The sequence below is a fragment of the Hafnia paralvei ATCC 29927 genome (assembly GCF_001655005.1).
GTDB lineage: Bacteria > Pseudomonadota > Gammaproteobacteria > Enterobacterales > Enterobacteriaceae > Hafnia > Hafnia paralvei.
On sequence record NZ_LXET01000015.1, the window covers coordinates 1 to 20,808 of the forward strand.

Sequence of the window (20,808 nt, forward strand, 5' to 3'; positions counted from 1 at the left end):
CAGGCTGAAGGACGGTGCCAAGCCCGGATGCAAGGCGGCGGCGATTGAGCCGCCTTGCTCGGACGCCTGCACGGAGTGCATGTCGGTTTCGGTGTCTTAGGCGTACGAAATCTACACCGTAAACTTATGTGTACAACTCTACACCATTCAACATGAATAATCTGAAAGCGGCAGCCGTAATATTATATTGCACACCCCTGCATCTTATCCTCATCCGTCATCTTATCGACCTGCAGCAATTCCAACATACTGTTGGCGATCTCACGTTCACCCATCACCACCTGATTCGCACCGCGGTCTGAAATATAGGCGACTTCATCGTCGTAGTGCGCTCGGGCGATAATATCCAGAGAGTCTCGCTTGGTGCGGGCAAAGGCGACAATCTCACCGGCTTCATAGCCGTTTGGAATGGTGAGTAGCAGCCAGCGTGCACAATCAATTCTCGCTAGCTCCAACATTTCGGGATTCGCTGCATTACCCAGTACCGCATGAATACCTTGCTCACGAAGCGCCTCAACGCGTGGTCGGGAGTTCTCAATAACCACCAGTGGAACGCCTGCGTCATGCAGTTTAGCGCCGATAAGGCTGCCTACACGCCCGTAGCCAACCAGAAGTACATGGTTACAGAGGTCAACTGGGATCTGTTTCTCTTCTTCCTCAGTGACTTCTTGCAGGCTCTGGTCTTCGATAGTTTCCGTTTTGGCCAGATAACGCTCTAGTAGAGTAAATAGGAGCGGGTTAATCATGATGGACAGGATAGCCCCTGCGAGCACTAGATTACGACCTTCCGGTGATAGCATATTCAGGGAAATCCCCAAACCAGCCAAAATAAAGGCGAACTCACCAATCTGAGCCAGACTGACGGAAACCGTTAGCGCAGTACGTTTAGAGTGACCAAACATCTTCACTAGCAGGAATGCCGCAACGGACTTACCAAATACAATGATTGCTAAGCAGCCCAGTACAGCGAGGGGTTGTTCGACCAAAATCATTGGGTCAAATAACATCCCTACTGAAACAAAGAACAGCACTGCAAATGCATCTCGCAGTGGCAATGTATCGTGAGCAGCTCGGTGGCTAAGCTCTGATTCGTTAAGTACCATGCCGGCAAAGAAGGCGCCAAGTGCGAAAGAGACGTCAAAGATTGCGACGGCACCGTAGGCGACGCCCATGGCTAATGCGAGAACGGAAAGGGTAAACAACTCGCGTGAGCCTGTACTGGCAGTTTTGGCTAAAATCCAAGGTACCAAACGGCGTCCCACCACGATCATGATGGTGATAAAGGCGATGACTTTACCCAGCGTGATGCCAAGCTCAATCAGTAGGTCTTTTAACTGCATATTTTGCCCTTCGCCCATAATTCCGGCGAAAGCAGGTAAAAGAACCAGTGTTAGCACCATTGCCAGATCTTCTACGATCAGCCAGCCAATGGCGATTTGACCACGTTGGCTATCAATTAGCTGCCGCTCTTCCAAAGCGCGCAGCAATACCACGGTACTCGCGGTGGATAAACACAGGCCAAAAACTAAGCCAGTGACTAAATCCCAACCTAATAACGACGAAAGTCCCATACCCAGCAATGTCGCCACAGCGATTTGTGCAATAGCGCCGGGTATCGCGATGTTTTTAACCGCCATTAAATCTTTTAGAGAGAAGTGCAGACCAACACCGAACATCAGCAAGATAACGCCAATTTCGGCCAGCTCTGGGGCGAGTGAGGTATCAGCCACGAAGCCGGGTGTAAACGGGCCAGCAAGTACGCCTGCGACCAAATAGCCCACTAATGGAGATATTCGCAGACGATTTGCCAGCATACCTAAAAGAAAGGCGAGAACTAAGCCTCCAACGATTGTCGTAATAAGCGGGGTTGAGTGATGCATCTAGACTCCTTCTAGCACTGCACGAACAGCTAAATAATAAAAATACCTTTTTTAACTTGAAGCCGTTTCATGGCTACAGTTTCAATTAATGTGTGTATACCCGTCATACTTGAAGCAGCATCTGTGTTAGCAGTGCTCGTTCCTTACGAAACTAAGCTGGCGTACGGCAAGGCTTCGTCCAGTCGGCAACGATACAAAAACGGCTCATAAGACTCAGGTTTTTGCGACGCAACTCTAATTATTGGGGTACTAAAACCGCAATTTCTCACGCAGCAGTACCTTTAGTGGTGCTTTTGCTTCGTGAAATCAATAGGTATCTCTAATAAGTTTATTGTATTTATCGATATTCTGCTGAGTTAATTTTGGGAAATCAGTCAGAAATTAGAAAAAAAACGTGCGAATGGCAGTAAATGAAGGTTTTGTCAGGCAAGTTCATGTGGTACGCGGCTTTGGGAAGAGGATAACCCGACCAATCCTACAGAATAAGTCGGGTTATTAAGGCTAGTTAGCGTCTTTATGCTCTATGTTCGGCAGTAAAGCAGTCAAGATGCCGAGTAATGGCAGGAATGCACAAATCTGATAAACCAAATCGATGCTGGTGAGATCGGCGACATAGCCAAGGACAGCGGCTCCCAAGCCTCCCATACCAAAGGCAAAACCAAAGAATAGGCCAGAAACCATGCCGACTTTGCCTGGGATGAGCTCTTGTGCGTAAACCAAGATGGCGGAAAATGCCGAAGCCAATATAACGCCGATAATGACGGTTAAAATGCCCGTCCAGTATAGTGAAGCGTAGGGTAAAGCGAGCGTAAACGGTGCGACACCCAGAATTGAGCCCCAAATAACATATTTACGTCCTATCTTATCGCCTAAAGGCCCGCCAATAATGGTTCCGGCGGCGACAGCAAACAGGAATGCAAACAAATGAATCTGTGCACTTTGTACTGAAACACCAAACTTATGAATAAGATAAAAGGTGTAATAGCTGCTAATGCTGGTGAGATAGAAGTATTTTGAAAAAATGAGTACGAGCAGTATCGATAGAGAGATAACCACGGTGCGGCGTGGCAGCACTTTTACCGCCCCTTGGCCTTTAGGCTTACCTTTGCTTTGACGCGTTTGATGCTGATACCACTTGCTCACCTGCAGTAGTACAACGATAGCGAGCAGTGCTGCCAGAGAAAACCAGGCGATATTTCCCTGACCGTAAGGCGCAATAACCGCCGCCGCCAGCAAAGGCCCCAACGAGCTACCAAAGTTGCCACCAACCTGAAATACCGATTGTGCCAGACCATGACGACCACCGGAGGCCATACGTGCAACGCGTGAAGATTCGGGATGGAAGATTGACGAGCCCGTCCCCACCAGCGCAGCGGCAATAAGTACCACGCTAAAGCTAGGTGCAACCGATAACAGTAAAAGCCCAGCCAACGTGAATCCCATGCCTATCGGTAAAGAATAGGGTTTAGGGTGTTTATCGGTATACATACCGATGAGCGGTTGCAGCAATGAGGCCGTGAGCTGATAGGTTAGGGTGATGAGGCCTATCTGCGCAAAACTAAGTGAAAACTCCCCGCGTAAAATAGGGTAGATCGCTAAAATTAGCGATTGGATCATATCGTTCAGCAGATGTGACACGCTGATAGCACCCAGAATGGAGAACGAGGTGCGATTGACGGGCTTTTGTGTCACGGAATCGGACACCGGATCGATGCGGTCAGTCATAGTGTATTTTTGTTATGTTGTTGGTTAAGGAGCTATTTATGTACAGGTTATGTGCAGGCTGATAAATAGAGATAGTCATCACGCTAACAATGACAAAGTTTATCATTCTTGGTCAACCGTTGTTTTTATCTTCTCGTCGGTTATTTGTTCGCCATTGCTGGCAAATGTGGGCTGTAATTTGAAAGTGCTCGCAAAAAAATGAAATGATCCGACAAATTAGCCGTTAGAATTTTAGACTGATCATTCAACGCAGTGATTTAAATCGAATAAGCATAATAACTAGAACGGTAATGGGATGATGAATATGACGACACGGAGAACCCGTATGAAATTTGCTCTAAAAGGAACGGCATGCGCTTTAGCGGTAACGCTCGCACTGGTGCCGACGTGGGCTGCCGCATGGGAAAAAGACAAAACCTATAACATCACAATTCTGCATACCAACGATCACCATGGCCACTTTTGGCAAAATGCTAACGGAGAATATGGGTTAGCTGCGCAGAAAACGCTGGTGGATCAGATACGCCAAGAGGTTGCGGCGCAAGGCGGTAGCGTATTGTTGCTCTCCGGTGGTGATATCAATACTGGCGTTCCCGAATCAGATTTACAGGATGCAGAGCCTGATTTCCGCGGCATGAATCTAGTTGGCTATGATGCGATGGCGATTGGTAACCATGAGTTTGACAACCCGTTATCTGTTTTACGTCAGCAGGAAAAGTGGGCGACCTTTCCTTTGCTTTCAGCCAATATTTACCAGCAAGGCACTGAAAAACGGTTATTTCAGCCTTACGAAGTTTTCGATAAGCAGGATATTAAAATTGCAGTGATTGGTTTAACCACCGATGACACCGCGAAGATCGGCAACCCTGAATTATTAAAAGGGATCGAATTCCGTGATCCGGCAGTGGAAGCTAAGACGCTGATCCAGCAGATCAAACAAAACGAAAAACCGGATGTGATCATCGCGGCCACCCATATGGGGCACTATGATAACGGCGAGCATGGTTCCAATGCACCCGGCGACGTTGAAATGGCGCGCAAGCTCCCCGCGGGATATCTGGACATGATTGTTGGCGGCCATTCACAAGATCCGGTGTGCATGGCGTCAGAGAATAAAAAGCAGGTTGATTATGTGCCAGGGACACCATGTGCCCCCGATCGCCAGAATGGTACTTGGATCGTGCAGGCGCATGAATGGGGCAAATATGTTGGTCGCGCTGATTTTACCTTCCGAAACGGCGCGCTGACGCTGCAACACTACCAGCTTATTCCCGTGAACCTCAGCAAAAAAGTGACCAAAGATGATGGTACCGTTGAGCGTGCATATTACACCCATAAAATCGAGCAAAACCCACAAATGCTTAAGCTGTTGACGCCGTTTGAAGAGAAGGGCAAAGCACAGTTGGAAGTTAAAGTCGGTAGCGTGGATGGAAAATTAGAGGGCGATCGCAGCAAAGTTCGCTTTGAACAAACCAATATGGCGCGCTTGCTGCTAGCGGCACAGATGGAGCGCACTCAGGCCGATCTGGGCGTTATGAGCGGCGGTGGCGTGCGAGACTCTATCGAACCGGGAGATATCAGCTACAAAGATGTGTTGAAAGTGCAGCCGTTTGGCAACACCGTGGCGTATGTGGAGATGAAAGGTAGCGATCTCGAAAAATATCTCGCCGTGGTTGCCAATAAAAAAGTGGATTCTGGCGCTTATGCTCAATTCTCAAACGTGAGCTTAATCGCGGATGGAAAGGGCGTTAGCGATGTGAAAATTAAAGGAGAGCCATTACAGGCTGACAAAGTCTACCGTTTGGCGCTGCTCAATTTTAACGCCACGGGTGGTGACGATTATCCGATCGTCAGTGAGCTGCCAAGCTATGTGAATACAGGGTTTGTGGACGCAGAGGTGTTAAAGCAGTACATCGAAAAGCACTCTCCGCTCAAAGTGTCAGACTATGAGCCGAAAGGCGAGATTGTCTATCAGTAAAGTCGTGTATGACGGAGGGTAGGTTTTGCTCTCCGTCAACGCCAAATATGGCCCACCTAAACTTCCACCAGTCTAGCCGTCTAGATGAGAGAAATTATTATTTGAAAATAATTCTTGATAACTTAGGTCAGGTATGAGTAAATAGCGTCATCGGTTTGAAACACAGACCTTATGAACGCAGTTTTAGTAAAGCAGTCCTCAGTTCAAGCGCTATCCGCATAGATACCTCTTCTTCTTGTGAGTCTTCTCCTAAGTGCCAAATAAGAACTTTTCAATAAGTAACTCTCTGAAGACGACCACATTCGCCAAGTGACTTTTAAAATCGCTGATGGCTCAAAAAATAATTAAAGGAAGTATCTATGTCTAATAAAATGACTGGTTTAGTAAAATGGTTTGACGCTGGTAAAGGTTTCGGTTTCATCTCTCCTGAAGATGGCAGCAAAGATGTATTCGTACATTTCTCTGCAATCCAGAGCAATGATTTCAAAACTCTTGATGAAGGCCAAAAAGTTGAGTTCTCTATCGAGAACGGCGCTAAAGGTCCATCAGCAGTAAACGTTGTTGCGCTGTAATAGCCAATAACGCATGCAGAAACGCTAAGTGACTGCATATCAAGAACCCGCCTAGTGCGGGTTTTTGCATTTTTATCCGCGGTGTTTTTCAACGTTGCGCCGTTTTTATTTTAATTATCAAATAACTATTAGCATTCATTAGGCAAATGTTATCCCTGTCACGGTTGGCAACGATCAGAGCATTTAAGATGCCAGATAGGAGGAAACACACCGATGAAGAAAATAGTTTTAGCAACGTTAGTTGGTTTATTAGTCTCTGGTTATGGCATGGCTGCCGACGATCATTATCTTAAATATGAACAAGCACCCGACAGCTTAAAGCTGCTGCCTCCACCACCCGCTTACACCAGCATCGATTTCCTGAGTGACAAAGCTCACTATGATGAAGGGAAGGCACAGCGCAGCACAGAGCGTGGAAAGCAGGCGTATGATGACGCCGATGTTTCTAAAGATAGCTTGGCGCGAAATTTCTCCACGGCCTTTGGTTTCCCAATTTCGAAAGAAAAAACCCCTGAAACCTTCACTCTGATTACGACGATGAAAGAGGATGCGGGCGAGTATGCGACGCGTTCAGCCAAGCAACATTATAACCGCGTACGTCCCTTTGCTTTCTATAAAGAAGCAACCTGTCGCCCAGAAGATGAGAAAGAGCTGTCAACCAACGGTTCATACCCTTCGGGTCATACCACTATTGGCTGGTCAGTGGCGCTGGTGCTGGCTGAAGTGAATCCTGCTCGACAGAATGAAATCCTCAAACGAGGTTATGATCTTGGGCAGAGCCGCGTTATCTGTGGCTATCATTGGCAAAGTGACGTAGACGCTGCCCGTGTCGTCGGCAGCGCCGTGGTTGCATCCTTACACAATAACCCCGCCTTTGAAGCGCAGTTAGCGAAGGCTAAAGCTGAAGTGCAGAAGTTAAACCAAGCTCATTGAGTGAAAACTCAATGTTGACGGGTTCTGATAAACAGAACTCGTCAATCTCGTTTCGCAATTTCGGCAAAGCTGGCGTTAGTCATACGGCTAAGGTCTTGCGCTGAGAGTTCAATATCAAGCCCCCGTTTTCCGCCGGATACATAAATCGAATCAAATTGCTGCGCACCGCTGTCGATAACGGTGGGTAGGCGTTTCTTTTGCCCTAGTGGACTAATACCTCCCACCAGATAACCGGTAACGCGCTGTGCCAACTGTGGATCGGCCATATCCGCTTTTTTGGCGGCGAATGCTTTGGCCACTTTTTTTAAATCAAGCATTGAAGCCACAGGGGTTACCGCAACGGCCAAATTTTTAGCGTCTCCGTTAAGGGAAACCAGCAGGGTTTTATAAACCTGCTCGGCGTTTAAACCTAGCTTACGAACGACTTCATCGCCGAAATTGGTTTCGTCGCTGTCGTGATGGTATTGGTGGAGGGTAAAAGGCACTTTATTTTTTTCAAGCAGAAGAACAGCGGGAGTCATTATTTAAACCTCTAAATCCATCATACTTTAAGCTGCATCTTTGTGGGGTTAGCGAACCTATGCAAACTCGAACTCTGTGTATGCAACATGACAATGAGCACAATGATAACGCTGTTATTCATCAACGTCAGGTTCGGTTGCTTATTTATTCGTGCGCTAAATGTTTGTTGGCTACAGCATCCACAGAATAACTATTGCCAGAATCACAGCGGCATTGCTACCCTATGCTGGCAACTACGAGGGTAAACAGAACGTCTATCTTTGTAGCATAACGATAATAATGAAATTCCTCTTTGACTGGCCAATAGAAATATTGGCCATTTTTTTCGCCTAATGTGCGGTATAGGGCGCGAGGAGTTCTGGCAGGTTGCCTTCGCTGTAGAGATGTAAAGCGCCAACGGCGACCACATAGTTTCCTGCAGGGAGTGCCAGCAGCATTTTTTGCCATTTTTGATTGCGATCGCCCATTAATACTTGATAAAGCTCATCGCTGAAAGTGGAGGGTAGATCGGTGGTTGAGATCGACTCCGTCGGCGATATCCATCCGCTAATCAGCGTTTGCAGCAAGCGTGCGTTGGTATGCCAATGTGTCAGGGTGTCTTGCAGTAGCACGATCCCATTATTGGGTAATGCGTGCAGTAACGCCATTTGCGTATCAGCTCCCTCAAGTTCGATGACGTGGAGTGAACGTTGCTGTGCAAAACGCAGCATCTGATAGTCGATGCCATATTCAGAGCGTAGACCTAACTGATGAGCCTGCTGTGCCTGTAAGGTCAACGCGGTGCGCCAGGCGGGAAAATACTGAACGGCGCTCACCGGAATTCCCGTTTCTTGACAGCGCTGTTGCACCTGTAACCATTGTTCGTGAGAGAGGTGAAACTCCAACGGGGTTTCTGTCTCAGGAGTTTCAAAAGAGGGGGAGGAGCGGGTGATATCGGCTTCAACGATTAACGCATCCGCCTGTTTTAGCCGTTGAATTAGCGCATCGGGGAGAGGGGACATGTTTTCGGTACCCATATGGATGCTTCCCACCAGATGCAGGTTTACGCCGCCTTGCAAGTGGATATCCAGCGCAGGATAGGCATAGGTCGTCGTGGGGACAATTCCCAACCAGAGAGCAAGTTTACGCAGCCAGTGTTTCATTGATCACCTTTCCTTTTTTTCTATGCTACGTGCAGTGTGCAGGCAAAGGCAAAAAAAAAGCACCGAAATCTCGATGCTTTTTGTCGCGTTTGGTGTCGATTTAGCCTTTATTTAGATTTGGGCTTAAAGCGCAATAAACGGTTGGCGTTGCTGACTACGGTAATGGATGACAGCGCCATTGCTGCACCAGCGACCACTGGACTAAGCAGTGTTCCTGTGAGCGGGTAGAGCACACCTGCAGCAATCGGGATCCCCAGTGAGTTATACACAAAGGCACCGAGCAGGTTTTGTTTCATATTGCGCAGTGTCGCGCAGGAGATTTCAATCGCGTCAGCCACACCGGTCAGACTGTGACGCATCAGAGTAATAGCAGCCGTTTCAATGGCGATATCGCTACCTCCTCCCATGGCTATACCCACATCCGCCTGTGCCAGAGCAGGGGCGTCGTTGATACCGTCGCCAACCATCGCAACTTTATGTCCTTTGGACTGCAAGGCTTTAATTGCATCCGCTTTGCCTTCTGGCATCACACCTGCGATGACTCGGTCAATGCCAGCCTCTTTGGCAATGGCGTTGGCGGTTAGCGGGTTATCGCCGGTCAACATGACCAACTGATAGCCCAGCCCGTGTAAACGCTGTAGTGCTTCGACACTGTCGCCTCTCAGGGGATCTCGAATGGAAAGCAGCGCCGCGGGCTTACCGTTTGCTGATAATAATACGGGCGTAATTCCACGCTCGGCCTGCTGTTTCAGTAGCGCCTTCACGTCGCTGATATCCACTTTCTGTTGTTCCATCAGCGAATCATTCCCCAGCAGAAGCGTATAGCCCTCGACGTCTCCGCTTACGCCTAAACCGCGCAAGGTGCGGAACTGCGTCACATCTGGAATGACCAAACGTTCTGCACGTTCTGTGATGGCACGTGCCAAAGGATGGTTTGAGCCCGCTTCCAGCGCAGCAGCCCATTGCAATGCCTGAGCTTCACTGACATCGTTGAACGTATGAATTTCAACGACTTTTGGTTGTCCTTCGGTCAACGTACCGGTTTTGTCGAATACCAAGGTATCGAGCTCGCTGGCGCGCTGCAACGCATCTGCATCACGCACCAATACGCCAAACTCTGCTGCGCGTCCTACGCCGGCAATAATCGACATAGGTGTCGCTAAACCTAGTGCGCAAGGGCAGGCAATGATCAGCACCGTCGTTGCAACTACTAAGGTGTACACAATCTGTGGTTGTGGACCAAAGAAGTACCAGATCAGACCGCTGAAGATAGCAATCCCGACGACGGTAGGAACAAACACCGCTGAAATACGGTCAGCCAACTGGCCAATCTCAGGCTTGCTGCTTTGCGCCTGACGAACCAGTTTGATGATGCGCGCCAGCGTGGTTTGGCTGCCGATGGCACCTGCGCGAAACAGCACGCTACCATCTTGTACCACGGTACCCGCATGAACCTGATCGCCGGTGGATTTCTGCTGTGGGATGGGTTCTCCGGTAAGCATGGCTTCATCCATCCACACTTCTCCGGAGATGATCTCACCATCAACCGGCACACGATCGCCGGTGGTTAGGCGAAGTGTCATTCCTAGCTTAACATCCGCCAGCGGGAGGGTTTTCTCTCCCTCTTCGGTGACGACGCGAGCGGTTGGCGGAGTTAAATCCAGCAAACGTTCAAGCGCTTTGCTCGAACGTTGGCGAGCACGGGCTTCCATGGCGTGACCAAGGTTAATCAAACCGATGATCATCGCACTGGCTTCATAATAGAGATGACGTGCTTCCATCGGAAACACCTGTGGCCACAGGGTTACGGTGATGGAATACAGCCAAGCGGCGCCGGTACCCAATGCCACTAAGGTATCCATTGTCGCACTGCCGTTCATTAGGCTACGCCATGCGTTACGGTAGAAATGCCCCCCAGCAAATACCATGACGCCAAGCGTAATCAGGCCAACGATCAACCAATTATTTTGGTTGGTCGCCGTCAGTTCCATTGAACCACCGAATAAACCCCACGCCATCAGCGGAACACCAAGGCCTAAACCTAACGCCGCCTGCCAACGGAATTTCTTCACCGATTTCTCAGCGGACTCTTGCTGGCGTGCGCGGCGCTTTTCTTCATCTTGAATGATTTCGGCGCCGTAACCCGCTTTTTCAACTGCCTGAATCAGCGCCTGCGGATCGCTATGTCCTGTGACTAATGCACTGCGTTCGGCAAGGTTAACTCGCGCTTGCTCTACGCCGGGAACCCCTTGTAAAGCATTCTGTACTTTCAGAACACAGCTGGCACAGCTCATGCCATCGAGCAGCAATTGGACGCTGTCATCGGTGTCTGCGAGGGTATCCGCAGTGCTAGGGATGGCCGGAGATGATGTTTCAGCCGCTGCCAGAGTTTCCGGCGCTTGTGTTGCTGTCGTGCTGTTAGATGCAGACTGTGTCAGCGGCTCAGTTTTTGGGTGGCTTTCACCTTGGGCTAGAGCGGCTTCATAGCCAGCCGCTTTGACTGCTTCGATCAGCACAGTGGCGTCGGCAGAGCCATAGATCTTAGCTTCAGTCAGAGACACATCGGCAGCATCAACGCCTGCTACGGCTTCCAACGCTTTGGTTACGCTGGCGGTGCAATGCCCACAGCTCAGACCGCTTAACGCTAGCGTAACGTCTGGTGTGCCCGCCAGCGTTGCATGATAACCCGCCTGTTCAACGGTTGAGACGATGGTCTGGGCATCGGCGTCGCCGGTGACTTTAGCGTAACGCGGATTATTCAACAGAGCGACTTCAACGTCAGGGCGCGCCTCTAGCGCAGTTTTTACTTTTTTCGCACAGTTCATGCAGGACAAGCCTTGCAGTGCGAACAGCTGTGTTTGTGACATAATGAATTCCTCTTGAGTATTACCGTTCAATCCAAGGATGTTGGCCGACCGGTGAATGACATGCTATTTTTCACTTGGACTAAGCTTAAACCTTCCAGCAAGGGTAAGGTCAAGCGGGAGGAAAAATGAATATTAGTGAAGTTGCCAAGAAAACGGGACTCACCAGTAAAACTATCCGGTTTTATGAGGAGAAGGGGCTGGTGACTGCGCCAAATAGGGCGGATAACGGCTACCGTTTTTACGCCGAAAAGCATATTGAAGAGCTCACTTTGTTGCGTCAGGCTCGTCAAGTGGGGTTTACGCTAGAAGAATGTCGCGATTTGGTCGATCTCTTTCGAGATAAAAGCCGTCATAGTGCCGATGTTAAAAGCCGTACGTTAGAAAAAGTGGCTGAAATAGAGCATCAGATTGAAGAGTTACAGGCAATGCGGTTACGTTTAATGTCGCTGGCCGATGAGTGCCCCGGCGATGATAGCGCCGATTGTCCGATTATTAATAATCTGGCGGGATGCTGCCATCGCGGTAAGTAAATAGTACCGCGGTAAACAGCATTGTGGTATTCCAGTGCTATCGCTGTAATTACGTCTTTGCTAACGGCGTCACTCAGATTTTTGGCGGAAATATCAAATCGCCGCCAAAATTAGCATGTTATGACCTAATGGCTTTGACTTTCAGGGTAATCCCTTCAACATCCGCGACTTCAACGACGGTGCCTGTCGGCAAATCCTGATAACAGGTCACTCGCCAACTGCTGTCGCCAATCCGAATACGTCCATTGCCATTAACAATAGGCGCTTCTAACGTTGCACGGGCGCCAATGAGCTGTCGGCTACGCTGATTGAGCAAGTCGTCGTTGTTTTTCGATTCTGGTTGGCTACGCTTGAGCCAGCGCCACCAAAGAAAAGCGGTTGCGACGGTGAGAATAGCGAACAGCGTTGCCTGCCACTCCCAACCGAAGGGAAAAATCCATGTCAACAAACCGACTATCAGGGCAGAGATCCCGCTCCACAGCAGGTATCCGCCCGCCCCAAGTAATTCGGCTGCTAACAGCACACCACCCAGCGACAGCCAGAAGCCATGCGGATTTTGGGCAATGTATTCGACCATTATGATTTGCCTTTAACCGGACCAGTTTCTTTAAGCAGTTCAGCAATACCGCCGATTGAGCCCATCAGATTGCTGGCCTCCAATGGCATCATGATGACTTTGCTGTTGGTGGCAGATCCAATTTTTTGTAGCGCATCGGTGTATTTCTGTGCCACGAAATAGTTAATCGCCTGAATGTTACCGGCGGCAATTGCCTCAGAAACCATTTTCGTCGCCTGAGCTTCCGCTTCTGCGGCACGCTCACGTGCTTCTGCCTGTAGGAATGCAGACTGGCGTTCACCTTCCGCTTTCAGAATTTGAGATTGCTTTTCACCTTCGGCGCGTAAAATGGCTGCCTGACGTACCCCTTCGGCCTCCAGAATATCGGCACGTTTAGTACGTTCTGCCTTCATCTGGGCATTCATGGACGCAACCAGTTCAACCGGTGGGCGTACGTCGCGGATCTCGATACGGGTAACTTTAACGCCCCAAGGATTAGTCGCTTCATCCACAATATGCAGCAAACGGCCATTGATGTGATCGCGCTGAGACAGCATTTCGTCCAGTTCCATTGACCCTAAGACCGTTCGAAAATTTGTCATGGTCAAATTGACGATGGCGCGCTCTAGATTGCTGACTTCATAGGCGGCACGCGCTGGATCGATAACCTGAATAAAACAGACGGCGTCAATAGTGACGTTGGCGTTATCTTTCGAAATGATCTCTTGGGCAGGAATATCCAGAACCTGTTCCATCATGTTGATCTTGCGACCAACGCGATCCATAAAGGGGACGATGAGATTCAGGCCTGGCATTAATGTTTTGGTATAGCGGCCAAAGCGTTCAACGGTCCATTGGAAGCCTTGCGGCACGATCTTAATCCCTGACCAAACGATGACCAACGCAACAACCACTAAGACGGGAATAACGGTAAACATCGATAACCTCCTGTTAATGAGCAGCTACATACCACTCGATTAGTTATAGTTTAACCAATCGTGCGGCAGACTGACATGTTTAACAGGCGGAAAGAATAAATAAGAGATGCTTAAGCGCATTCTCAGCATCGTTTGTTTTATTGATCGAACCCTGTCAGTTCAAACACACCGAGATGCCCATGGCCGTCGAGTTCAACGGTATGGGTTTGCGGTCTTGGCGTGACGAGCACCGCGCTGTCGTATTTATTAAGAGTAATAGATTTGCCGCCCCCTACAGGGGTAAGAGAAATTTCGCCGTCGTGACAAAATAAAATAATGGTGCTCGCGTGGCAGCGTAGGGGAGGCATGTTGGGGCTGGTCGTCACCCACTGTAGTCGAGCACCGTAATAGCGTGGGTCATAAATCAAGTTAAGATCGCGCACTTTCCCATTCAGTAGCGTGCTGCTGACGCGACTATCGCCGGAAAAACGCTGAATTCCGCAGATCAACAATGGAGGTTCGATGCGGCCATCTATTTTGAGTTGCAAACCTTCACCTTCCAAAATGGAAAGGATGCGTTGATAGCCGGTATAACGAGAGAAATCACCATCGGTGGTGACTTCTGCCATGGAAAGACGCCAGCGAAAGTCCCGCCCGTTGGGCGAATCCACGCGCATGATTTCCTGTGTAACGCCTTGTCCATTTTTCCAGGGCATCGAATGATAATCAGCCCATCGTAGGATCTGCCATTGATTCATGAGGTGAAATGTCCTTTTAAGCGATGCCGAGTTCCGGGAAACAGCAATTTTGCATAGGTAACATTATGATGTTTAGACCAAGTTCGGCGTTCGATCAATAGGCAAGGCTCGCTGGCATGGATATGTAGCCACTGGCTTTCTTCGGCGGAGGGCAATACCGCTTCAACGATATGTTCGCCTTCCGTGAGTGGCGCAACGCGGGATAAGTAGTCATGCGGCGTAATCTTTTGAAAATCTTGTTGAAGATAATCCGGTGCAACGACGGGATTCACGTAGCGGTTTTCAATTTGCACCGGTGTATCGTTTTCGTAATGCACAATGATTGAGTGAAAGAGCTTGGAGCCCACGCCAAGGTTGAGCGCAGCGGCCTGTTCGCTGTTGGCCTGTGCTTCGGCCAGCAAGATAATTTTGCAGTGATGACGGTGATTACGTGCCAGAATTTCGTCGCGGATGCTGTGTACTTCGAACAGTGCAGATTGCCCTTTGGGTTCAGCTACAAAAGTACCGACGCCCTGCATACGGATCAGCAATCCTTGATGAGTCAGTTCACGCAGTGCGCGGTTGATGGTCATTCGGCTGAACCCCAGATGAGCAACCAGCTCGGCCTCTGAAGGAATACGATGGTTTGGCGGCCAAGTTCCATTACTGATGTTATCGGTGATCATTTTTTTGACCTGCTCATACAAAGGCGCAGGCGTGGATAAAGTTGATAAATCAGCGGAAAGTGTCATGGATAATATTCCTTATGGGCGCTCGCCTATGTTCCATTGATGTAGGATTTGCCACGCGATTCGCGCCGCCGTCCGCGCACCCGACTGTAGTGGATCCAATGACGGATTGTATTCCACCAGATCAGCTCCCCACAATGAGGGACTTTCACATATTGCACCAATTAGCGGCAACAGGCGCTCAATGGGTAAACCTACCGCAGCTGGGGCTGAAACCCCAGGCATTTGCCATGCGGGTAATACATCGAGATCGACGGTGAGATAAACGATCTCACATTTTCCCATAAACGTGCGGATCTGATCGCAGAGATCGTCAAGCGTTCGGGTTAGCGCATCCGTATCCCAAACGATCTCAACCTTTAACCGATGAGCCTCATTGACCAGCGCTTGCGTATTGGCGGCTAAGCTGGCTCCCACGCATAAATAGTGGAATGGTTTCTGGTGCTGTTCACAGTGCTGTGCCAACTGGCGGAACGGGGTACCGGACGTGGCGACGTCATTGCGGCGCAAATCCAGATGGGCGTCGAAATTAATAATGCCTACGGTTTTGTTGGGATGAGCACGATAGATCCCTAAACCGTGAGCGAAGGCGGTTTCATGTCCTCCGCCGAAGACTAATGTGCGCACGCCGCGCTGTTGGTAGGCTGTTACGCCTTGGCTGAATGTTTCCTGCGCTTCTTCCAGCGGTGTTTCTCCCACCATCAGCGTGCCGCCGTCGGTTAAACGATGGTGTCCAGCATGAGCCGCGAGGTTCGCCAGCATTTTACGCAGTGCATCGGGAGCGGCGGCGGCACCAATACGGCCGTGGTTTCGTTTTACCCCTTCATCGCAGGCGAAGCCCAGCAAAACGACCGGCCTTGGCTCATCTTGTTGCCCAACCACCTGAAATAAGCGCAGTGCTTCAGGAGACTCCGCCAAATCGTTACGACCTTGCCACACGTCAGTGGCCGTGGGTTGCCAATGGCTCATTGTGCGTCCTCGTTAGGTTTTTTTGCAGTTGGGTGACCTTGATAAACTCGCTGATACAGAGGGTTTCTCCCCAGCTCGTAAATAATTTCCACTGGCTTTTCTGCATCCCACACGGCGAAATTAGCCTGAAAACCGGCAGCAAGTTGCCCGTGACTGTGTTGGCGGTTCAGCGCCTGAGCGGCGTGACGAGTTACGCCAAGCCAAGCTTCTTCTGGCGTGAGTCCAAACTGTACGCAGGCCATATTCATGGCGAGACGCAGAGACGCAAAAGGGCTGGTTCCGGGGTTGAAATCACTGGCGACCGCCATAGGAACATGATATTGGCGTAGCATTTCAACCGGTGGACGCTGGGTTTCTCGCAGGAAATAGAATGCGCCAGGCAGCAGCACGGCGACGGTTTGACTGTGTGCCAGAGCCTGAATTCCCGTTTCATCAAGGTGTTCAATATGGTCGGTTGAAAGCCCACGATAGCTAGCGACCAGTTGACTGCCGCCAAGATTGGAGAGTTGTTCCATATGACCGCGAACGGGAATGCCCAAACGATGGGCGGCGGCAAACAGTTTTTCACTTTGTGCCAGTGAGAAACCTACGCTTTCACAGAACACATCAACCGACTCAAAGAGTTTTTTGTCCCATAGCTGAGGCAGAATTTCTTCGCAGATGAGATCAATATAGGCGTCGGCGCGTCCGCGGTATTCCGGTGGTGTCGTATGAGCAGAAAGCAGCGTAGGACTGATATCTACGGCATTTTGCCGCGCTAACTGCTGCGCTACGCGTAGCTGTTTTTCTTCGTTAATTAAATCCAGCCCGTAGCCCGATTTGATTTCTACCGTTGTTACCCCTTCATCCATCAATGCACGCAGGCGTTGCTGGCTGAGGGTGAGTAGCGTGTCCGGTGAAGCTTCGCGGGTGGCTCGAACGGTAGCATTGATCCCGCCGCCGTTTTGGCTGATTTCCGTATAGGAAACCCCATTCAGACGTTGTTCCCATTCATAGGCACGATCGCCACCGAAAACAAGGTGTGTATGGCAGTCGATAAGTCCGGGGGTCACTAGCCGATGTTGTAAATCCACCTGAAGCGGATGCTTTGCTGGAATCTGATCTTCAGGGATCACGGCTATAATATGTTTATCGCGCACGATCAGCGCATGACGCTCGATAATCCCATAGGGCGCTTTTTGTTGTGTGCTCATGGTTGCTAAGCGCCCGTTGCGCCAAATAACGTCCGAAGCCAATAAATTCATTACGTCCCCAAAGTGGTATAGAGTTGTATATACATTTATTTTCGAAAGCGCGAAGGGTGTCAAACGTTTTTGATTGAAATGTTATCTAATTGTGACTTGTATACGCAGAGTTGACGGCGTGCGGTGTGGTTTGGCTAAGCAGAGACAAATCTGCGACAATATGGGCAGCTTTTTTGTTACCTCCCATACTTGAAGCTGCTTCTGCGTTAGCTGCAGCGCCAACTGTTTGGGGTATAGGGTGAGAAGATTTTGTTAATAATGAGAGTGTCATGTCGTATCCGATAAATGAATTGTTCCAGACCCTGCAAGGGGAAGGTTTTTACACCGGTGTTCCGGCTATTTTTATTCGCCTGCAAGGCTGTCCAGTCGGGTGTAGCTGGTGTGATACCAAGCATACGTGGGAACAGTTGCCTGAGCGCGAAATCGGCATGAATGAGATTCTGATCAAGACCGCAGAGAGCGATGCATGGGGGAGTGCCACGCCTGACCAACTTTTGGCGATCCTGCACGAACGTGGTTATACCGCGCGCCATGTAGTGATTACCGGCGGTGAGCCGTGTATTCATGATTTACGCCCGTTAACGGAATTACTGAACCAGCATGGCTTCTCGTGCCAGATAGAAACCAGTGGTACACATGAAATTCGTTGTTCAGACGCCACTTGGGTCACTGTGTCGCCAAAGGTGAATATGAAGGGCGGCATGAAGGTGTTGGAATCTGCTTTGATACGTGCCGATGAGGTGAAACACCCCGTGGCTCGCGAGCGAGATATTGAAGATTTAGATACTCTACTGGCGGTGTTGCACGATGATAAGCAACGTATTATTGCGCTTCAACCGATTAGCCAAAAAGAGAGTGCTACCAAGCTGTGCATTGAAACCTGCATTGCGCGTAACTGGCGTTTATCGATGCAAACCCATAAGTATTTGAATATCGCTTAGTATGCTGATGTTTAGAGGTGCGACGCTAAATGTGTATCGAACGATTTTTAGTATCGCACCGCTAATATTGGTGTTTTTGCTCAGCGGCTGCGCCAAGTCCGATGCCTTATGGGGCGTAGTTGATAAAGTATGTCGGGTGAATTATCAGCAAAAACACGATCCCGCGCCTTGCACTCAGATCTACACTCCAACTCAAGATCTACAGCACGGTTTCACCGTGATTCAAAATCCCCGTTTTCATTACCATTTTATTTTAGTGCCTAATACACGAATGAGCGGAATTGAAAGCTCCGCGCTGTTAGAGAAGGATACGCCCGACTATTTTGGTCTTGCGTGGACGATGCGCCACCGTTTAGCCTACGAATATGGCAAGCCGATACCGGACGATGTGTTGGGGCTGGCGCTAAATTCAGCCTATGGGCGCAGTCAGAATCAGCTTCATATTCATCTCACCTGTCTGCGCGAAGATGTGCGTCGCCAGCTCAAAGCGGAAAGACCCTTTATTCGCGAACAGTGGACTTTATTACCGGATACGTTGCTGCGTCATGCATTTTACGCCAAACGCGTCGTTCAGCCGACGTTGATGGGGGTATATCCGATTCGTTCATTGGCCGAGCCGTTTAACCTTACGCCAGAACAATTGGCTTATTACGGTGTTGCTATCGTACCCACAACCTTTGATACGCAGCCCGGATTTATTTTGCTGGCAACGCGGGTAGGGATGGGGGAGCGCAATCGGGCTTCAGTGGAGTCGTTATTGGATAAACGCTGTGAGCTGCTGCAGGCAATCCCGGCTCAGTGAACCGGGGAAAGATTTGCGTGATTCAAGCCGTGGCTTCAAGAGTTTCTTCGGATTCTTTTTCCGAATAGGTGGCTAAAACATCGTGCGAAATTTGCAGTTTTAAGTCAAATTCCATCATGGAAAGTTCCTGATTGATTTCAGCCTTGAGTGCATCAATATTTTCTAACGAAGTGGAATGGGTCACTCGTCATCGTCCTAGTCAAAGTACGGGGGTGCCTATGTTAGCTAGCCTTGGCGTAGATGGAATCAATCAAATCCTAATTTTAGATCCGCATCTCACAAAAGATTAAACGGTTTCAGCGTCGTATATCGTTTGCAATCAAATAGTAAGCCAATCCACTGATGGAAATTAAAAATCTTCAGAATATTTTGAATACGACCCGTCGGCATCAGTGGGGATATGGGGTTTCTAATTGATTTTCCGACGATATTGATTGCCAGCATAGAAGGCCTCTGTCAAAGTAACGCGTTTAAAATTAAGGAGGAAAAATGTTGCCGTCTGCGGGTTGGTTAGGACTGAGTTATTTCACCTATTTTTTCTCTTTTGGCATATTTTTGCCGTTCTGGAGCCTGTGGTTACAAGGCGAGGGAATTTCACCAGAGTCGATTGGCCTATTGCTAGGCGCTGGGATGATAGCCCGTTTTCTCGGTAGTTTGTTTATTGCTCCCTCGGTTAAAAAAACCTCTCAACTTATTACTGCACTTCGTCTAATTGCTCTCCTTGCCTTAATTTGCTCTATCGCCTTCTCATTTGGGACCGCTTGGGCTTGGCTGCTGGTCGTGATGGCCGGATTTAGTCTTTTCTATGGCCCGCTGATCCCTTTAACCGATGCCTTAGCCGCCACATGGCAGCGTCAGGTTGGTTTGGATTATGGAAAAGTCCGGTTATGGGGCTCGATGGCTTTTGTGATTGGCTCTGCGGTAACCGGCGAAGTGGTGAATGCGTTTGGCCATAAAGCGATTATGTATTGCCTGTGGGCGGGGCTGGTCGCCATGCTGCTTGGAATGCTGCTACGTCCGCGCCATATGCCGCAAGACGCGCCGAAAGCGAGTGCAGTGCAAGATGATACCACTCCGTGGAAGATTTTATTAACAGAAGCGCCGGTATGGCGTTTTTTGTTGTGCGCGGCTTTATTACAGGGCGCTCATGCGGGCTACTATGGATTTAGCACTATCTATTGGCAGGAAGCTGGTTATTCAGCATCGGTAGTGGGCTATCTCTGGTCGCTCGGCGTCGTGGCTGAAGTGATCATTTTTGCTCTGAGTAAACGATTATTTCGTCGTATGTCAGTTTCTCAGCTGCTGCTGTTATCGTGCATTTGCGCGGTGATTCGCTGGAGCTTGATGGGGTCAACCACCGCCTTACCTTGGCTGATTTTGATTCAGATTTTGCATGCTGGATCTTTCACTGTTTGCCATCTTGCGGCGATGCGTTTTATTTCAGCGCGGCAGGGCGGCGATGTTATTCGTCTACAGGCGGTTTATTCGGCGCTGGGAATGGGAGGAAGCGTGGCGATAATGACGATGCTATCAGGTTTCCTATTTGAGCATTATCAGGGGGGAATGTTCTACGCGATGGCGCTGGTGGTATTGCCAGTGATTTTCTTTAGGCCGAAGGTACAGTGAAGGTCTTTTAGGGAAAGATCATCTTTGTGGGCGGTGAGGTTTCGGACGCCTTATGCACCGGAATTTACATGAGAACTGGGTAAAGTTTCGTACGCCTAAAGCATCGAATATCACATAA

The 20,808-nt window shown here is 49.4% G+C and carries 19 protein-coding genes; 7 read left to right on the top strand and 12 right to left on the bottom strand.

Features of this window, described 5'->3' with window-relative positions:
• Positions 1 to 182 precede the first annotated feature (182 nt).
• Positions 183 to 1,880 carry a YbaL family putative K(+) efflux transporter gene (gene ybaL / locus M988_RS05475; protein WP_008814234.1) on the bottom strand — a complete coding sequence of 566 codons (1,698 nt, stop codon included), beginning with the start codon at positions 1,878 to 1,880 and terminating at the stop codon, positions 183 to 185.
• A gap of 501 nt (positions 1,881 to 2,381) precedes the next feature.
• Positions 2,382 to 3,605, bottom strand: coding sequence for an MFS transporter (locus M988_RS05480; protein WP_008814233.1), 1,224 nt, complete (start codon positions 3,603 to 3,605; stop codon positions 2,382 to 2,384).
• 325 nt (positions 3,606 to 3,930) lie between these two features.
• Here M988_RS05480 and ushA point away from each other — a divergent pair, with 325 nt between their 5' ends.
• The 3 genes from ushA (at position 3,931) to M988_RS05495 (ending at position 7,088) form a co-directional block, all read left to right on the top strand.
• Entirely contained in the window at positions 3,931 to 5,583 is a 1,653-nt protein-coding gene (gene ushA, locus M988_RS05485; RefSeq protein WP_064573202.1) for a bifunctional UDP-sugar hydrolase/5'-nucleotidase UshA, read from the top strand.
• 359 nt (positions 5,584 to 5,942) lie between these two features.
• The gene (cspE, locus tag M988_RS05490; protein WP_004091792.1) at positions 5,943 to 6,155 is read left to right on the top strand and encodes a transcription antiterminator/RNA stability regulator CspE; all 213 of its coding nucleotides are present in this window, start codon (positions 5,943 to 5,945) and stop codon (positions 6,153 to 6,155) included.
• 213 nt (positions 6,156 to 6,368) lie between these two features.
• The gene (locus M988_RS05495) at positions 6,369 to 7,088 is read left to right on the top strand and encodes an acid phosphatase (protein ID WP_004091793.1); all 720 of its coding nucleotides are present in this window, start codon (positions 6,369 to 6,371) and stop codon (positions 7,086 to 7,088) included.
• A 41-nt stretch (positions 7,089 to 7,129) separates the two neighbouring features.
• On the opposite strand, the gene ybaK is transcribed toward M988_RS05495, so the two are convergent.
• The 3 genes from ybaK to copA all read right to left on the bottom strand — a co-directional run bounded on the left by ybaK (position 7,130) and on the right by copA (position 11,619).
• Positions 7,130 to 7,609, bottom strand: coding sequence for a Cys-tRNA(Pro)/Cys-tRNA(Cys) deacylase YbaK (gene ybaK / locus M988_RS05500; protein WP_008814231.1), 480 nt, complete (start codon positions 7,607 to 7,609; stop codon positions 7,130 to 7,132).
• Positions 7,610 to 7,939: 330 nt separating this feature from the next.
• Positions 7,940 to 8,752: a TraB/GumN family protein gene (locus M988_RS05505; RefSeq protein WP_061059725.1), complete on the bottom strand. Its 813-nt coding sequence runs from the start codon at positions 8,750 to 8,752 to the stop codon at positions 7,940 to 7,942.
• A gap of 107 nt (positions 8,753 to 8,859) precedes the next feature.
• Positions 8,860 to 11,619, bottom strand: coding sequence for a copper-exporting P-type ATPase CopA (copA, locus tag M988_RS05510; protein ID WP_064573204.1), 2,760 nt, complete (start codon positions 11,617 to 11,619; stop codon positions 8,860 to 8,862).
• Between the two features lie 125 nt (positions 11,620 to 11,744).
• Between copA and cueR the strand changes: the two genes are divergently transcribed.
• Positions 11,745 to 12,149, top strand: coding sequence for a Cu(I)-responsive transcriptional regulator (gene cueR / locus M988_RS05515; protein ID WP_008814228.1), 405 nt, complete (start codon positions 11,745 to 11,747; stop codon positions 12,147 to 12,149).
• Positions 12,150 to 12,267: 118 nt separating this feature from the next.
• On the opposite strand, the gene M988_RS05520 is transcribed toward cueR, so the two are convergent.
• The 6 genes from M988_RS05520 to hutI all read right to left on the bottom strand — a co-directional run bounded on the left by M988_RS05520 (position 12,268) and on the right by hutI (position 17,321).
• Positions 12,268 to 12,726 carry an NfeD family protein gene (locus M988_RS05520; RefSeq protein WP_008814227.1) on the bottom strand — a complete coding sequence of 153 codons (459 nt, stop codon included), beginning with the start codon at positions 12,724 to 12,726 and terminating at the stop codon, positions 12,268 to 12,270.
• Entirely contained in the window at positions 12,726 to 13,643 is a 918-nt protein-coding gene (locus M988_RS05525) for an SPFH domain-containing protein (protein ID WP_004091802.1), read from the bottom strand. The genes M988_RS05520 and M988_RS05525 overlap by 1 nt, the downstream gene beginning before the upstream one ends.
• Before the next feature lie 137 nt (positions 13,644 to 13,780).
• Entirely contained in the window at positions 13,781 to 14,380 is a 600-nt protein-coding gene (locus tag M988_RS05530) for a HutD/Ves family protein (protein WP_039188556.1), read from the bottom strand.
• Positions 14,377 to 15,111 (bottom strand): histidine utilization transcriptional repressor HutC, encoded by a 735-nt coding sequence (gene hutC, locus M988_RS05535; protein WP_008814225.1) that lies wholly within the window; start codon positions 15,109 to 15,111, stop codon positions 14,377 to 14,379. The genes M988_RS05530 and hutC overlap by 4 nt, the downstream gene beginning before the upstream one ends.
• 12 nt (positions 15,112 to 15,123) lie before the next feature.
• Entirely contained in the window at positions 15,124 to 16,077 is a 954-nt protein-coding gene (hutG, locus tag M988_RS05540; protein WP_039188558.1) for a formimidoylglutamase, read from the bottom strand.
• Complete coding sequence (hutI, locus tag M988_RS05545) at positions 16,074 to 17,321, bottom strand: imidazolonepropionase (protein ID WP_064573206.1); 1,248 nt, start codon at positions 17,319 to 17,321, stop codon at positions 16,074 to 16,076. Before hutI ends, hutG begins: the two co-directional genes overlap by 4 nt.
• A 269-nt stretch (positions 17,322 to 17,590) precedes the next feature.
• On the opposite strand from hutI, the gene queE reads away from it, so the two are divergent.
• On the top strand, positions 17,591 to 18,262 hold the full coding sequence (gene queE / locus M988_RS05550) for a 7-carboxy-7-deazaguanine synthase QueE (RefSeq protein ID WP_008814222.1): 672 nt from the start codon (positions 17,591 to 17,593) through the stop codon (positions 18,260 to 18,262).
• Position 18,263: 1 nt separating this feature from the next.
• Positions 18,264 to 19,064 (top strand): CDP-diacylglycerol diphosphatase, encoded by an 801-nt coding sequence (locus tag M988_RS05555; protein ID WP_020303634.1) that lies wholly within the window; start codon positions 18,264 to 18,266, stop codon positions 19,062 to 19,064.
• Positions 19,065 to 19,086: 22 nt separating this feature from the next.
• Here M988_RS05555 and M988_RS22955 read toward each other — a convergent pair whose 3' ends face one another.
• Positions 19,087 to 19,248 (bottom strand): hypothetical protein, encoded by a 162-nt coding sequence (locus M988_RS22955; protein WP_008814220.1) that lies wholly within the window; start codon positions 19,246 to 19,248, stop codon positions 19,087 to 19,089.
• Between the two features lie 305 nt (positions 19,249 to 19,553).
• On the opposite strand from M988_RS22955, the gene M988_RS05560 reads away from it, so the two are divergent.
• Positions 19,554 to 20,690: a 3-phenylpropionate MFS transporter gene (locus tag M988_RS05560; RefSeq protein ID WP_064573208.1), complete on the top strand. Its 1,137-nt coding sequence runs from the start codon at positions 19,554 to 19,556 to the stop codon at positions 20,688 to 20,690.
• Positions 20,691 to 20,808 lie beyond the last annotated feature (118 nt).